The sequence below is a fragment of the Streptomyces sp. NPDC049954 genome, assembly GCF_040656295.1.
GTDB lineage: Bacteria > Actinomycetota > Actinomycetes > Streptomycetales > Streptomycetaceae > Streptomyces.
Window position 1 is genome coordinate 247,839 of record NZ_JBFALS010000009.1, and the last position, 14,741, is coordinate 262,579.

At 70.9% G+C, this 14,741-nt stretch carries 12 protein-coding genes and 1 riboswitch; of the genes, 9 read left to right on the forward strand and 3 right to left on the reverse strand.

What is annotated here, in order from left to right:
- Window positions 1-37: 37 nt before the first annotated feature.
- The 4 genes from AB0J21_RS22445 (at window position 38) to AB0J21_RS22460 (ending at window position 4,581) form a co-directional block, all read left to right on the forward strand.
- Window positions 38-769, forward strand: a complete 732-nt coding sequence (locus AB0J21_RS22445) for a GNAT family N-acetyltransferase (protein WP_363147842.1) — start codon at window positions 38-40, stop codon at window positions 767-769.
- Between the two features lie 98 nt (window positions 770-867).
- The gene (locus AB0J21_RS22450; protein ID WP_363147843.1) at window positions 868-2,070 is read left to right on the forward strand and encodes an LLM class flavin-dependent oxidoreductase; all 1,203 of its coding nucleotides are present in this window, start codon (window positions 868-870) and stop codon (window positions 2,068-2,070) included.
- Between the two features lie 16 nt (window positions 2,071-2,086).
- Window positions 2,087-3,445 carry an NtaA/DmoA family FMN-dependent monooxygenase gene (locus AB0J21_RS22455; protein WP_363147844.1) on the forward strand — a complete coding sequence of 453 codons (1,359 nt, stop codon included), beginning with the start codon at window positions 2,087-2,089 and terminating at the stop codon, window positions 3,443-3,445.
- 11 nt (window positions 3,446-3,456) lie between these two features.
- The gene (locus tag AB0J21_RS22460; RefSeq protein ID WP_363147845.1) at window positions 3,457-4,581 is read left to right on the forward strand and encodes an LLM class flavin-dependent oxidoreductase; all 1,125 of its coding nucleotides are present in this window, start codon (window positions 3,457-3,459) and stop codon (window positions 4,579-4,581) included.
- Window positions 4,582-4,786: 205 nt separating this feature from the next.
- On the opposite strand, the gene AB0J21_RS22465 is transcribed toward AB0J21_RS22460, so the two are convergent.
- Complete coding sequence (locus AB0J21_RS22465) at window positions 4,787-6,130, reverse strand: MFS transporter (RefSeq protein ID WP_363147846.1); 1,344 nt, start codon at window positions 6,128-6,130, stop codon at window positions 4,787-4,789.
- 180 nt (window positions 6,131-6,310) lie between these two features.
- Between AB0J21_RS22465 and AB0J21_RS22470 the strand changes: the two genes are divergently transcribed.
- Both AB0J21_RS22470 and AB0J21_RS22475 read left to right on the forward strand, forming a co-directional pair.
- Entirely contained in the window at window positions 6,311-7,765 is a 1,455-nt protein-coding gene (locus AB0J21_RS22470) for an aromatic amino acid ammonia-lyase (protein WP_363147847.1), read from the forward strand.
- Window positions 7,766-7,938: 173 nt separating this feature from the next.
- Window positions 7,939-10,089 carry a discoidin domain-containing protein gene (locus AB0J21_RS22475; protein WP_363147848.1) on the forward strand — a complete coding sequence of 717 codons (2,151 nt, stop codon included), beginning with the start codon at window positions 7,939-7,941 and terminating at the stop codon, window positions 10,087-10,089.
- 164 nt (window positions 10,090-10,253) lie between these two features.
- On the opposite strand, the gene AB0J21_RS22480 is transcribed toward AB0J21_RS22475, so the two are convergent.
- Both AB0J21_RS22480 and AB0J21_RS22485 read right to left on the reverse strand, forming a co-directional pair.
- Window positions 10,254-11,324: a MerR family transcriptional regulator gene (locus AB0J21_RS22480; RefSeq protein ID WP_363147849.1), complete on the reverse strand. Its 1,071-nt coding sequence runs from the start codon at window positions 11,322-11,324 to the stop codon at window positions 10,254-10,256.
- Window positions 11,325-11,396: 72 nt separating this feature from the next.
- A complete protein-coding gene (locus AB0J21_RS22485) occupies window positions 11,397-11,762 on the reverse strand; it encodes a nuclear transport factor 2 family protein (protein ID WP_363147850.1) in 366 nt (121 codons plus the stop codon).
- A 144-nt stretch (window positions 11,763-11,906) separates the two neighbouring features.
- Between AB0J21_RS22485 and AB0J21_RS22490 the strand changes: the two genes are divergently transcribed.
- From AB0J21_RS22490 to AB0J21_RS22500, 3 genes are all read left to right on the forward strand, one after another.
- Window positions 11,907-12,797 (forward strand): LysR family transcriptional regulator, encoded by an 891-nt coding sequence (locus tag AB0J21_RS22490; protein ID WP_363147851.1) that lies wholly within the window; start codon window positions 11,907-11,909, stop codon window positions 12,795-12,797.
- 172 nt (window positions 12,798-12,969) lie between these two features.
- Window positions 12,970-13,386, forward strand: coding sequence for a hypothetical protein (locus tag AB0J21_RS22495; RefSeq protein WP_363147852.1), 417 nt, complete (start codon window positions 12,970-12,972; stop codon window positions 13,384-13,386).
- 170 nt (window positions 13,387-13,556) lie between these two features.
- Window positions 13,557-13,671: riboswitch (cobalamin riboswitch) on the forward strand.
- A gap of 38 nt (window positions 13,672-13,709) precedes the next feature.
- On the forward strand, window positions 13,710-14,708 hold the full coding sequence (locus tag AB0J21_RS22500) for an ABC transporter substrate-binding protein (protein ID WP_363147853.1): 999 nt from the start codon (window positions 13,710-13,712) through the stop codon (window positions 14,706-14,708).
- Window positions 14,709-14,741 lie beyond the last annotated feature (33 nt).

Sequence of the window (14,741 nt, forward strand, 5' to 3'; positions counted from 1 at the left end):
CGCCACCCCCACCCCCGAACCAGGAGAACCCCGCACCATGGCCACCAGCGTCCAGCCGGCCCAGCCTCCCGCCCCCTCGACCCCGCACCCGCTCGACAACCCCGCCTGGGCCTCGCTGAGCGGACCGCACTCCTCCTTCGCCGAGCGGGTGGGCCGCGCCGCGCGCTACCCGAGCGACGTCGCCCCGTTCACGGCGCTCGCCGACCCCGCGGACCCCACCGCCTGGGCCGACCTCGCGAGACTCCTGGGCCCCGGCGCCGAGGCCGTCGTCACCGGAGCGAGCACCGACCCGCCGTCCGGATGGCAGGCCGTCGAACAGATCGCCGGAGTCCAGTTCGTCGGCACCTCGCTGCGCGCCGAACCCGACCCGCGGGCCGTACGGCTCGGTCAGGCCGACGCCGACGAGATCCTCGACCTCGTCGCCCGCACCCGGCCCGGCCCCTTCAAACAGCGCACCGTCACTCTCGGCACCTACCTGGGCATCCGGCACGAGGGCCGCCTCGTCGCGCTCGCGGGGGAGCGTCTGCACCCGCCGGGCTGGACCGAGATCAGCGCCGTCTGCACCGACCCCGCACACCGCGGGCGGGGACTCGCCACCCGGCTGGTGCGCGCGGTGGCCGCCGGGATCAGGGAACGCGGGGAGACCCCCTTCCTGCACACGGCCGCGAGCAACACCACGGCCATCCGGCTGTACGAGTCGCTCGGCTTCACGCTCCGCAAGCGCACGACCTTCCTCGCCGTGCGTACGCCGGACACCACCGCCCTCTGACACCACCGCCCCTGACACCACCGCCCCTGACCCACCACCGCCCCGGAGCAGGCCCGCCGCCGCCCAGCACGGCCCCGCCCACCAGAAAGGCCCCTTCCGTGTCCCAGACACCGCCCCTGCACCTGGCCGTCGCCCTCGACGCAGCCGGCTGGCATCCCGCCGCCTGGCGCGAACCCGGGGCCCGGCCGCGGGACCTCCTCACCGCCCGCTACTGGGGCGACCTGGTGCGCGAGGCGGAGGCGGGCCTGCTCGACTTCGTGACCTTCGAGGACTCCCTCGCCCTCCAGTCCGACCACCTCGACCGGATCGACGACCGCACCGACCGGGTCCGCGGACGACTGGACGCGGTACTCGTCGCGGCCCGCGTCGCCCCCCTCACCCGGCACATCGGCCTCGTCCCCACCGCCGTCGTCACCCACACCGAGCCCTTCCACCTGTCCAAAGCCGTCGCGACCCTCGACCACGTCAGCGGCGGCCGCGCCGGACTGCGCGTCCAGATCTCCGCACGCCCCTACGAGAGCGCCCACTTCGGCCGGCGCACCATCCCGCGCCTCACCCTCGAAGAGCTCAACGAGCCGGCCGGGCAGGCGCTCGTCGAGGAGTTCTTCGACGAGGCGGCCGACTACGTGGAGGTGGTGCGCCGCCTGTGGGACAGCTGGGAGGACGACGCGGAGATCCGCGATGCCGCCACCGGCCGCTTCATCGACCGGGACAGACTCCACTACATCGACTTCAGCGGACCGCGCTTCAGCGTCAAGGGCCCCTCCATCACCCCCAGGCCCCCGCAGGGCCAGCCCCTGGTCACCGCACTCGCCCACCAGACCATCCCCTACCGGCTGGTGGCCCGCGCCACCGACCTCGGCTACGTCACCCCGCACAGCGCCGAGGACGCCCGGGCCGTCGTCCACGAGATCCGCGAGGAGCAACGGGCCGCCGGACGGGAGGGCGAACCCCTGCACGTGTTCGGCGAGTTGGTGGTCCTGCTCGACGAGGAACCAGGACGTGCCGCCGAACGCCTCGCCCGCCTCGACGCCCTCGCCGGTCAGACCTACCGCAGCGACGCCGAGATCTTCACCGGCACCCCCGCCGAACTCGCCGACCACCTCCAGGACTGGCAGGAAGCGGGGCTCACCGGATACCGGCTGCGCCCCGCCGTCCTCGACCACGACCTGACCGGGATCACCCGCGGCCTGGTGCCGGAGTTGCGCAGGCGCGGGGCCTTCCGCGACAGCTACACCGCCGACACCCTGCGCGGACTGCTGGGCCTCGCGCGCCCCGCCAACCGCTACGCCACCACCTGACCCGGAGGAACCCACCATGAGCACACCGCTCAAGCAGATCCACCTGGCGGCACACTTCCCCGGGGTCAACAACACCACCGTGTGGAGCGACCCGAGGTCCGGCAGTCACATCGACTTCCGCTCCTTCACCCACTTCGCGCAGACCGCCGAACGCGCCAAGTTCGACTTCCTGTTCCTCGCCGAGGGACTGCGACTGCGCGAACAGGGCGGGAAAATATACGAACTCGACGTGGTGGGCAGACCCGACACCTTCACGGTGCTCGCCGCCCTCGCCGCCGTCACCGAACGCCTCGGGCTGACCGGCACCATCAACTCGACCTTCAACGAGCCCTACGAGGTCGCCCGGCAGTTCGCGAGCCTCGACCACCTCTCGGAGGGCCGCGCCGCCTGGAACGTCGTCACCTCCTGGGACGCCTTCACCGGGGAGAACTTCCGGCGCGGCGGCTTCCTCCCGCAGGACCAGCGGTACGCGCGCGCCGAGGAGTTCCTGTCCACCGCGCACGAACTCTTCGACTCCTGGAAGGGACAGGAGATCGTCGCCGACCAGGAGTCCGGAACCTTCCTGCGCGACGCGCGCGCCGGTGCCTTCGCCCACCACGGCGAGCAGTTCGACATCGAGGGCCGCTTCAACGTGCCGCGCAGCCCCCAGGGACGGCCGGTGATCTTCCAGGCCGGCGACTCCGAGGAGGGCCGCGAGTTCGCCGCCGCCCAGGCCGACGCGATCTTCAGCCGGCACAGCACGCTGGAGGACGGCCAGCAGTTCTACCGCGACGTCAAGGGCCGCCTCGCCCGCCACGGCCGCGGTCCCGGACAACTCCTGATCCTGCCCGCCGCGACCTTCGCGCTCGCCGACACCGACGCCGAAGCCCGCGAACTCGCCCACGAGGTGCGGCTCCAGCAGGTCAGCGGCGATACCGCGCTGCGCCACCTGGAACACGTGTGGAACCGTGACCTGTCCGGCCACGACCCGGACGGACCACTGCCCGACATCGACCCGGACCCCGGCGAGCACACCGTCGCACGCGGACGCGCCAGTGTGCGCCACCACCGCGATCCACTGGCCCTCGCACGGGAGTGGCGCGCACGCGCCGAGGCGAAGAACCTGTCCATCCGAGAACTGGTCATCGACGTCACCGGGCGCCAGACCTTCATTGGCTCGCCCGCCACCGTCGCCGCCACCATCAACGACCTCGTGCAACGTGACGCCGCCGACGGGTTCATCCTCGTCCCCCACCTCACCCCGGGCGGGCTCGACGCCTTCGCCGACTCCGTCGTCCCGCTGCTCCAGGAACGCGGCGTCTTCCGTCACGACTACACCGGAACCACCCTGCGCGACCACCTCGGTCTCGCCCTGCCCGAGGCCGCCGAGCACTGAGGAGCACCGTCATGCCGAACCTTCCCCTCGGGGTCCTCGACCTCGTCCCCGTATCCTCCGGTGAAACCCCCGCACAGGCGATCCGCCACTCGATCGACCTGGCCCAGCACGCCGAAAGCCTCGGATACGCCCGGTACTGGTTCGCCGAACACCACCTCAACCCCGGCGTCGCCGGAACCTCCCCGGCCCCGCTGCTCGCCCTGACCGCCCAGGCCACCACGCGCATCCGGCTCGGCTCGGGGGCCGTCCAGCTCGGCCACCGCACCGCCCTGTCCACCGTGGAGGAGTTCGGGCTCCTCGACGCCCTGCACCCCGGCCGACTCGACCTCGGCCTCGGCCGCTCCGGCGGCGCACCGCCCGCCAAGGCCGACCCGCCGCCGACCCGCACCCCGGTCGTCGACGGCCGCGCCCCGAACGGGCTGCGCATCCCCGAGCGATTCTCCTTCGCCCACCTGCTCGGCTCCCCGCGCGTCGCACTGCAGCAGAAGCTCTTGCACCAGCCCGGCGCCAGACCGCAGGAGTACGGCGAACAGATCGACGAACTCCTCGCCCTGCTGCACGGCACCTACCGCTCACCGGAGGGCGTCGAGGCCCACGTCGTACCCGGCGAGGGCGCCGGGCTGCAGGTGTGGATACTCGGCTCCAGCGGCGGCGTCAGCGCCCAGGTGGCCGGCCGGCTGGGACTGCGCTTCGCCGCGAACTACCACGTCAGCCCCGCGACCGTACTCGACGCGGTCGAGGGCTACCGGGCCGCCTTCACGCCCTCCGAGGAACTGGCCGCACCCCACGTCAGCGTCTCGGCCGATGTCGTCGTCGCCGAGCACGAGGACCGGGCCCGGGAGCTCGCCGCCGGCTACGGGCCCTGGGTGCGCTCCATCCGCACCGCCGAGGGGGCGATCCCCTTCCCGAGCCCCGAGGAGGCCCGCGCCCACCCGTGGACCGAGGCCGATCAGGCACTCGTCGCCGACCGGGTCGACACCCAGTTCGTCGGGACCCCGCGCGCCGTCACCGACCAGCTCCGACAACTCGCCCAGGCCACCGGGGCGGACGAACTGCTCATCACCACCATCACCCACGACCACGCCGACCGGGTGCGCTCCTACGAACTCCTCGCGAAGGAGTGGTACAGCGGATAACCCCCTCCCCGTGGCCCGCCGTGTCGCCCGGCAGCGCTCCAGACCCCGGCGGCGGAGGCAGACCGCAGGCCGTGCCTGCTGCCGTCCGTCGGCCCAGGCGAAGGGCGCGCTCCCCGCCGCCGCGGCCGTGTCCGGGCACAGGAAACGGCGCCGCGACAGGTCGTCCCCCCGAGGGACCGAAAACCGCGCGGCGCCGTCCCGTTTCTCAGTCCAGGGTCGCTGAGGACGTCTCGGGCGCCCAGATAAAGGAGAACACCGCGCCGAGTACGAGAAAGGCGCTGAGAATCGCCATGGAGGGGGAGAAACCGAGGTGGTCGATGCTCATGGGGAGCAGGAAAGTTCCCGCGGCCGAGCCGATCCGGCTCAGGCCGTTGAGGAGACCGACCCCCGAACTGCGCAGTGAGGTCGAGAAGAGTTCGGGCGGATAGACCTGGTCGAGGTTGGAGGAGGCCGACATCGTGAAGGTGAAGACCAGGAACAGCACGAAGAGCAGCAGCTTCGGTGCTCCCGGCCATACGCCCATCGGGCCGAGGGCCACCGCCATCACGAGGAACGAGCCGATGACGAATCCTCGCCGGGAGAACCGGGCCACGAACCAGAGGCCGCCGATGCTCCCGAGGAAGAGGAAGACGTTGAGCAGCCCGTCCCCGAGAAATCCGTTCTCGAATCCGAACTTGGCCATGACGATGGGGAGGAACGTGTAGATGGCGAAGTACGGGATGACCTGGCAGTTGTAATAGAGAATGCCGAAGGCCGTCTTCCGCCACTGCTCGGGGGCGAAGAGTCCGCTGTAGGAGGAGGCGGCTTTCGCGGAGATGCCCGAGTCGACCACGATCGACTCGAAGTCGACGTGCGGGCCGATGTACTTGTGCACCACCGCGCGGGCCTCCTCGACCCGCCCCTTGCCGACCAGCCAGCGCGGCGACTCGGGGGTGCCCATCCGCATCACCAGGACCACGACGGCGGGCAGCGCACTGGTGGCCAGCAGCCACCTCCAGGAGTCTCCCCCCATGTCGATGAGGTAGTTCCCGAAGAAGTAGGAACAGATGTAGCCGACCGTCCACATGGCCGTCAGTGAGGCCAGGAGGAAACCGCGGTGCCTGCGGGGGCAGAATTCCGCGACGAGGGTCGGGCCGATGGCGTAGTCGGCGCCGATCCCGATGCCTATCAGAATGCGCAGGACGAAGAGTTCGACCGGCCCGTCGACCCAGAACTGTGCGACCGAGGCCACCGTGATCAGCGCGAAGTTGAGCATGTAGAGGCGCTGCCGGCCGATACGGTCGGCGAGCCAGCCGAGCGTGATGCTGCCCAGGAAGATACCGATGAGTGCGGAGGCGCCGATCAGCCCCTCCCAGACGGAGCCGAATTTCATCTGGGGCTGAATGAGGGTCAGCGCGATGCCGATGACACCCAGGTGATAGCCGTCGGAGAAGTTAGCGCCGAAAGTGAGCGCGGTTATCTTGAGGTGAAACCGGTTGAGCGGTGCGTCGTCGAAGGAGACACGGCCCGAATCCGTCGCCGGAGCAGGAGCTAGTTGTTTTTCAGGCATCGTTACGCAAAAGGTCCTATCCGTGCAGAAGTGCCGTCGTGCGACGGCACCGCCCAGGCGCGGTCCGTTTCGAGGTGGGCGGGGCGTGTTCGTATCTCCTGCCGGGCGCTCCCTTGCCATCGTCGTGAATAAGAAGTTTCATGTAGGTTCATTGACGAATAGAAACATGTCAAGGGGTGAGTGACGATCGACAGCATCCGTCTCCGTATTGAGGGGTCCCGACTGCGGTGCGCCGAGGTGGTGGGCGTCGCCCGGCGCACGGCCGGCCTGGAGCTCGACCACAAGGCGCTGGAGCGGGCCGGCCACGCGTACGAGGTGGCCCGCGACAGCGAGACGAAGCGCGCTGTCTATGGTCGCACTACCGGCGTCGGGGCCAACCGGCACGAGGTCGTCGACCCGCACACCGCCGACCAGCACGGACTGCGCCTCCTGCGCAGCCACGCGGGCACCACGGGCGAGATCTCCGACGAGGACCTCGTGCGCGCCACCCTCGTCATCCGTCTCAACCAGCTCGCCGCGGCCGGCAGTGGCGTCCATCCGCGTCTGCTGACGGCCCTGGCCACGGCGCTGCGGGTGGGCGCCGTACCCGTCACGCACACGCGTGGCTCGATCGGCACCGGCGACCTGGGGCAGCTCGCCGAGATCGCGCTGACCCTCGCCGGCGAGCGACCCTGGGGCTCGGGGCGGGTCGCCCCCATTCCCATCAGCCCGGGAGACGCCCTCGCCTTCATCTCCAGCAACGCCGCCACTCTCGCGCGTTCCGTCCTGGCCTGGAGCGATCTGCGGACGCTGCTGCACGCCAGCCACGTCGTCACCGCCCTGTCGTACTGCGCGCTCGGCGGTTCACCCGAGGCGTTCGCCGCCCGGGTGCACGCGCAACGCCCGCACCCCGGCTCGGTGCGCTGCGCCTCCGAGATGCGCCGGCTGCTGTGGGCCGACGAGCCGCCCGCGCCCGGCCGCCGTCTCCAGGATCCCTTCGGGCTCCGGGCCTTCCCCCAGGTCCAGGGGCCCGCCCTGGAAGCGGCCGACACTCTGGAGACGGCGCTCGAAGTGGACATCAACGCGGCGGCGGAGAACCCCTTCATCGACGTCGAGACGGGTGAGGTGTATCACCACGGCCACTTCGCCACCTCCCACCTCGCCCTCGATCTCGACCACCTGCGGGCCGCCGTCCACCACGTGGCCGAACTGTCCACGGCCCGCCTGAGCGATCTCGTCGAGCCCGACCTGAGCGGGCTGCCGCCCTTCCTGGCCGACGGGCCGGCCGGCAGCTCCGGCATCATGATCCTGGAGTACACGGCGCACGACGCCCTCAGCCAGATGCGGCACGCGGCGGCGCCAGTGACCCTCGGTACGGCCGTCATCTCGCGAGGGCTGGAGGACCACGCCAGTTTCTCGACCCAGGCGGCCCACGCCACGACCGCCGCGATCGCCTCGTACCGCACGGTCCTCGCCTGCGAACTGATCGGCGCGGTACGAGCCCTGACGATGAGCGGCGCGCGGCTGCCCGCGGCCCCCGTGCGCGAGGCGCTGCGACTGGCTCAGTCGACGCTGCCCCTGATCAGGGAGGACCACCCGCTGACCGAGGAGATCACCGTCGCCGAGGGCCTGCTCACGGCCTTGGCGGACCTCTGAGGGCAAGCGCCCGGGGCGGCGTCGGCTCAGGCGTACACACTGCCTGTGTCCGGCGCGTTGACAGCGGGTTGCGCACACGTCACTCTCCTGGGAGAGCGCTCTCTCGTCCAGTCGCGGGACCGTGAGTCCCACCTCTTCTCTCAGGAGAGAATGTGCACAGACCCAGTTCAGCCATGCCTGTCCCGGCACGGACAGGCACGTTGCTGATCACTCTTCTCGCTCTTGTCGCGGCATCGCTCGTGATGCTGACCGCCACCTCCGCACGCGCTGCGGAGACCCTGCTCTCCCAGGGCAAGACAGCCACCGCCTCCTCCCACGAGGGCGACGGCTTCCCGGCCTCCGCCGCGGTGGACGGCAACCTGACCGGCACCCGTTGGGCCAGCGAATGGCGCGACCCGCAGTGGATCCAGGTCGACCTCGGCAAGACCTCGCAGCTGAGCCGGGTCGTACTGACCTGGGAGTCCGCCTACGGAAAGGCGTACGAGATCCAGGCGTCCGACAACGGCACGGACTGGCGCACCCTCAAGAGCGTGACCAACGGCGACGGCGGCACCGACGAACTCGCGGTGTCCGGCTCGGGCCGGTACGTCCGGATGTACGGCACCGCGCGAGCCGGCGGTTACGGCTACTCGCTGTGGGAGTTCCAGGTGTACGGGACGACCGACGGGACGCCCCCGGCCACCGGCGGAGCGGTGCGCGTCACCGGCTCGCAGGGCAACTGGCAGCTGACCGTGGACGGAAAGCCGTACCAGGTCAAGGGCCTGACCTGGGGGCCGGCCGTCTCGGACGCCGCCCGTTACATGCCGGACCTCAAGGCGATGGGCGTCAACACCATCAGGACCTGGGGCACGGACGGCTCCAGCAAGCCTCTGCTGGACGAGGCGGCGGCCAACGGTATCCGGGTGGTCAGCGGCTTCTGGCTGCAGCCGGGCGGTGGCCCCGGCAGCGGGGGCTGCGTCAACTACGTCACGGACACCGCGTACAAGTCCTCCTCCCTCACCGAGTTCGCCAAGTGGGTGGACACCTACAAGAAGCACCCGGGCGTCCTGATGTGGAACGTCGGCAACGAGTCGGTGCTCGGTCTGCAGAACTGCTACAGCGGTGCCGAACTCGAGCGGCAGCGCGACGCCTACACCTCCTTCGTCAACGACGTGGCGAAGAAGATCCACTCCATCGACCCCGACCACCCGGTCACCTCCACCGACGCCTGGACGGGCGCCTGGCCCTACTACAAGCGCAACGCACCCGACCTCGACCTGTACTCGATGAACTCCTACGGGGACATCTGCTCGGTGCGCGGCGCCTGGGAGGCCGGCGGCTACACCAAGCCCTACATCATCACGGAGGGCGGCCCGGCAGGGGAGTGGGAGGTCCCCAACGACGCCAACGGCATACCCGACGAGCCCACCGACGTCCAGAAGGCCGACGGCTACACCAAGGCCTGGAACTGTGTCACCGGGCACCAGGGCGTGGCCCTGGGCGCGACCTTCTTCCACTACGGCACCGAGCACGACTTCGGCGGCGTGTGGTTCAACGTGGTACCGGACGGCAAGAAGCGGCTGTCGTACTACGCGCTGAAGAAGGCGTACGCCGGCTCCACCGCGGGGGACAACACCCCTCCGGTCATCAGCAACATGGCCGTCCAAGGGGCGAACGCGGCGTCGGCAGGGCGGGAGTTCACCGTCTCCGCCAATGTCCGTGACCCCGACAACGACGCGATCACCTACAAGATCTACCTCAGCGGCAACTACGCCACCGGCGACAAGGCCCTGGTGGAGGCCAAGTGGCGGGCCACCGGCAACGGCACCTTCTCGGTGACGGCGCCCGAGCGGCTCGGGGTGTGGAAGGTCTACATCCAGGCCGAGGACGGCCACGGAAACGCGGGCATCGAGACCAAGTCCGTGAAGGTCCTCGCCCCGCCCGTGACCGGCACCAACCTGGCGCTGAACCGGCCGACCACGGCCACCTCGGCCCAGGCCGGCAGCAGCGGCTGCCCCTGCACGGCGGCCATGGCCACCGACGGCAGACTGGACACCCGGTGGGCCAGCGACTGGAGCGATCCGCAGTCGATCCAGGTGGACCTGGGGGAGCGGAAGTCCTTCCGTCAGCTCCAGCTCGTGTGGGACCCGGCGTTCGCGAAGTCCTACGAGGTCCAGGTCTCGGACAACGGCAGCGACTGGCGCCCGGTGTACTCCACCACCTCGGGCAACGGTGACGTCGACAGCCTCGACGTCGCCGCGACCGCGCGCTACGTCAAGCTGAGCCTCACCCAGCGGGGCACCGCCTGGGGCTACTCGCTCTACGAGTTCGGGGTCTACAGCTGAGTCCGGTGAGTCCGGCGGCAGCGTGAGACCTCACCACCACCGTGCGGCGGCGAACCCGTTTCGCCGTCGGCACGGTGGTGGTGCCTCGGGCGGTCACCGTGGCCGAACCGGCGCTGCGGTCACCGGACGGTGCCCGGGGCCCCGGCCGCGTACGACCGGACTGGTCAGGAGTCCAGCCGTACCGGCATCAGGAGCGAGAAGGCATCCTCCTCGTCGGGGCGGCGGACCGCGACGGGCGTCGTCGGCGCACCGAACTCCAGGATCAGCCGTTCCCGGGCCCCCGCGGCGAGCGCGTCCAGGAGGAACGCCCGGTTGAGGGCCACGTCGTCCGGGGCCTCGTCGCCCTCCTCGCAGAGGACCACTGTGTCGTCGTCCAGGACGCGCAGCACGCTCAGAGCGGCCGGCTCGGTCCCCTCACTCGTGCGGACCGGTCCGCTCCTCAAGCTCTCCCGGAAGTCCGGCACCTCGACCAGGACCCGGCGCCCGGCCGGCACCTGGACGAGCCGGCGGTAGTCCGGGAACTCGTGGTCGAGGCAACGGCCGGCCGCCTGGCGGTCCCCGGCCTCCAGCGTCAGCCGGTCACCGTCCACGGTGAGCTCGACGCTGTCCTCCGAGCCGGTCAGCGCGCGTACGGCGTCGGCCAGCGGGCCCGGCACGATCACTTGGGTACGTGCTCCGCCATGACCTGTCGTACCGGTCCGGGCGAGGGCCAGCCGGTACCGGTCGGTGGCCACGAGCCGCAGTTCGTCACCCTCCACGTCGAACAGGACCCCTCCCAGCATGGGCAGTTCGGGGTCGGTACTGGTCGCGAAGCGGACCGCGTCCAGTGCGGCGGCCAGTTCGGTCGCTGACACCGACAGCCGGACAGCGGCAGTGCGGACGGACGTCATGGGGTTCTCCCTGTTGTCGAGTAGTGCCAGGAGTGCGGAGAACTGGCCACGGGCCTCGCGCAGCCCCGCTTCGAGACGGCGCAGATGTGCCGTCAGCAGGCGCCGCACCAGATCGGGGTCCTTCCCCGCCCAGCCGGCCAGTACGAGACGGATGTCCGCCACGGGCATCCCGGCCCGACGCAGCCGGACCAGCAGCCGGGCCTCCTCCAACTGCCCGGGGGCGTACCAGCGATAGCCACTCGCCGGGTCCACCCGGGCCGGCACGAGGACCCCGGCACGGTCGTAGAACCGCAGGGCGCTCACCCCCAGCCCGCTGTCCCGCGCCATCTCACCAATGCTGCGCATCTCGCTCTCCACACGCACCACCCTGGCCCCTGCACCAGGTCGAGGGTCAACCGCGCCGATTTCCTGGCGTCGTCACGTCGCCGGGGGACGGAACTCCGGCTGGTCGATGAGGCGCTGCCAACTGCCGTCCGCCTGCCTCCTGACCACCTGGGCGCGGGCGCCCGCACCGTCCTTCGGCGGCGTGGCGGTCAGGGCGATGTCACCGCAGACCAGGGTGGGAAGCGGCTCCTCCGCCTCGAAGTGCGGCCCGTTCGCGAGCACCTGCTCCCACAGTCGGTGAATGGCCTCCCGGCCCACCGTGGTGCTGCCCGGGGGATAGGCCATCACCGCCTCCTCCTCGTACAGGGCCGCGAGGCCGACCGCGTCACCGGCGTTGGCGCGTTCCACGAAGAGGCGGGTGAGGTCCTCCGGCTTGAAGGCCTTCTCGTTCTCGGGCACGACGTTCCTTTCCTGGGGATCCTGGCCTGAGGGCTGGGAACTGAGGACCGCGGATGAGTTCCGTGGGCCCCACGGGTCCCATGTTCCGGCCTGCTGCGGCATCAGTCCAATCAATGGTTTTGATCAGAACTATCATCACAGGTTATGGAGTTCAGGCAGTTGAAGTACTTTCTCGCCGTGGCCGAGGAGTCCAGCTTCACGCGGGCGGCCGAGCGTGTGCACGTGAGCCAGCCCGGGATCAGTGCCCAGATCCGTCAGCTGGAGAACGACCTCGGCGCGACCCTCGTCGACCGGTCCGGCCGCGGTGCCAGGCTGACGGCGGCGGGCGAGGTGACCGCCGGCCACGCGCGTGCCGTGCTGGCCGCCGTGGAGGCCCTGCGGCAGGCCGTGGACGAGATGAACGGGCTGATCAGCGGCCGGCTGGTCGTCGGCATGGTGACGGCGTGCACCGTCACCCCGTTGTTCGAGGCGCTGTCGTCCTTCCATCTGGCCCACCCCGGTGTGGAGATCAGCCTGGTCGAGGACGACTCCGCGAAACTGGTCGAGTACGTCCGCGGGGGGACCGTGGACCTCGCGCTGATCGGCGCGGCCGGCCGGGCGCCGCAGGACCTGGACAGCAGGCAGTTGATCAGCGAGGCGATCGTGGCCGCGGTGCCGCCCGGACATCCGCTGGCCGCACAGGACGGCGTCACCCTGGCCGAACTGAGCGCGTACCCCGTCATCTGCCTCCCCAGGGGCACCGGTGTCCGGGCGGTGCTGGACCAGGTGTCGGCCGCCCGGGGGCTCACCCCCACCGTGGCCCTCCAGGCGAGCGCACCGGGGACGGTCGTTCATCTCGCCGAGCGGGGGCTGGGGGTCGCCGTGCTCTCCGCGTCGATGCTCGACCCGGAGCCGGGGCTGCGGTCCGTGCCCCTCACCGACGCCGACGTTCCCGCGGTGCTGGCCCTGGTCAGCGCGCCCACCAAGAGCCCCGCCCTGCGGGAACTGCTCGCGCACTGCCGGGAGACCTTCGGAGACACGGCCCCGACTCCCTGACGCCGGCCGACGGAGCCCTCCCGGACAGTGAGGCTCCGCGCGCCCTGAGGCCGCCGTCGAGGTGCGGAGCGCCCGGACGCCGGGCGGGGCGTGGCCGGCCGGAGCCCCGTGCCGTCGCTCCACTGTTTCCGGCTCCTCTCCGGATACGCTGCCGGCGAAAGGGGGCATTACTATGCGAATGCTCACAAAGTCCTGGCCCGTAGGCGCACTTGGCGCGATGCTGCTCGTCGCGAGCACGACGTCCGCCAGTGCCGCGCCCGTCTCCGCCCGGGCCTACGTCCAGCGCTGCACCAATCTCGGCAACGGCGATCTCTGCGTCGACGTCAACGGCCGGGTCGGCACCCGGGGTGTCATCGGCGTCGGCTACTGGAAGCGTGCGGGCTCCTCCGTGCACGTACGGCTCGGCTGGCAGAACACCACCGGTGGCGGCGCCAACTTCAGCCGCACCGTCCACGGGCCGCTCGTCCCGGGGACCGGCACGGGAACCGAGACCTGGCCGACGTACCTCGCGGCCGGCTGTGTCTACCCGCTGATCGAGGTCGTCGGACAGGGCACTCTGAAGGGCAAGGAGGTCTGCGTGCCCGCGTGACCGGCGCCGGGGGAGAAGTCGCGTTCCCGGCTCGTCGCGATCGAGGTGCCGAGCCGGGGAGTGGCGCCTCCCGTGGGGCCGGCCGGGCACCGGCGCCCGCCGACCGGACCCACGCCCTGCCGGGGCGACGGCAGCCTGCACCGCCCGGAGGGGCGTCTGGCACACTGAGCGCGAAACCCAGGCAGCGTGGTCAAGGAAGCCGGTGCGATTCCGGTACGGTCCCGCCACTGTGACCGGGCCTCACGGCCCGGAAGTCAGACACTTGCCGCGCCGCCTTCTCCGTACGACCCGGGGACGAGGACATCCCCTGGAGAGGCCCGGTCATGCCCCGCGATCCCCGCACCTCCCGCGCCGCGCTGGCGCTCATACCGCTGCTCCTGCTGCCGCTCGCCGGCTGCGGGACGGACTCCGCGAAGGAGGCCGGCACCGACAAGGGCGCGAAATCCGCCGCCGGATTCCCCTACACGGTCGACAACTGCGGGACCAGAACAACGTTCGACGCGCCCCCGAAGCGCGCCGTCACGATGAACCAGCACGCCACGGAGGTCCTGCTCGCCCTCGGGCTCCAGGACAGGATCGCCGGGACCGCCTACCTCGACGACGAGATCCTCCCCCGGTACCGCGCCGCCTACGAGAAGACCAAGGTGCTCGCGAAGGAGTACCCGTCCCGCGAGGTCCTCCTCGGCGCGAACCCGGACTTCGTCTACGGCGGTTACGCCAGCGCCTTCGACAAGGCGGAGGGACGCGACCGGGCCGGGCTCCAGAAGTCGGGCGTCAACACCCGCCTCGACATCGAGTACTGCACCAAGGGCCCGGTCGGCCTCGACCAGCTCAGCACCGAGATCACCCAGGTCGCCCGCACCTTCGGCGTACCCGAGCGCGGCCGGAAGCTGATCGCGGAGCAGAAGGAGAAGATCGCCGGCGTAGAGAAGGAGCTGAAGGGGACGAAGCGGCCCTCGGTGTTCGTGTACGACTCCGGGGACAACGCGGCGTTCACGGCAGGCGGCAACGGCGTCGGGAACGAGATCGTCTCACTGGCCGGCGGCACCAACGTCTTCGCCGACCTCAAGAAGACCTTCGGCGACGTGTCCTGGGAACAGGTCATCAAGCGCAGGCCCGAGGTCGTCGTGATCTACGACTACGGCGGGACCACCGTCGCGGCGAAGAAGAGGCAGCTGCTGAGTGATCCGGCGCTGAGGGACGTCCCCGCGATCAGGAACAAGCGCTTCGCGGTGCTGCCGCTGTCCTCGGCCGTCCTCGGCGTACGCGTCGCGGACGCCGTCGAGGACCTGGCCGCGCAGCTGCACCCCGACGCCGCGTGAGGCCCCGGCCGAAGACCCGGCAGCGCCCCTCGG

Excerpts from the sequence above, each read along its gene's own strand:
- AB0J21_RS22445 (WP_363147842.1), top strand. The coding sequence starts at position 38 with ATGGCCACCAGCGTCCAGCCGGCCCAGCCTCCCGCCCCCTCGACCCCG.
- AB0J21_RS22455 (WP_363147844.1), top strand. The coding sequence starts at position 2,087 with ATGAGCACACCGCTCAAGCAGATCCACCTGGCGGCACACTTCCCCGGG.
- AB0J21_RS22460 (WP_363147845.1), top strand. The coding sequence starts at position 3,457 with ATGCCGAACCTTCCCCTCGGGGTCCTCGACCTCGTCCCCGTATCCTCC.
- AB0J21_RS22465 (WP_363147846.1), bottom strand. The coding sequence starts at position 6,130 with ATGCCTGAAAAACAACTAGCTCCTGCTCCGGCGACGGATTCGGGCCGT.
- AB0J21_RS22475 (WP_363147848.1), top strand. The coding sequence starts at position 7,939 with ATGCCTGTCCCGGCACGGACAGGCACGTTGCTGATCACTCTTCTCGCT.
- AB0J21_RS22480 (WP_363147849.1), bottom strand. The coding sequence starts at position 11,324 with ATGCGCAGCATTGGTGAGATGGCGCGGGACAGCGGGCTGGGGGTGAGC.
- AB0J21_RS22490 (WP_363147851.1), top strand. The coding sequence starts at position 11,907 with ATGGAGTTCAGGCAGTTGAAGTACTTTCTCGCCGTGGCCGAGGAGTCC.
- AB0J21_RS22495 (WP_363147852.1), top strand. The coding sequence starts at position 12,970 with ATGCGAATGCTCACAAAGTCCTGGCCCGTAGGCGCACTTGGCGCGATG.
- AB0J21_RS22500 (WP_363147853.1), top strand. The coding sequence starts at position 13,710 with ATGCCCCGCGATCCCCGCACCTCCCGCGCCGCGCTGGCGCTCATACCG.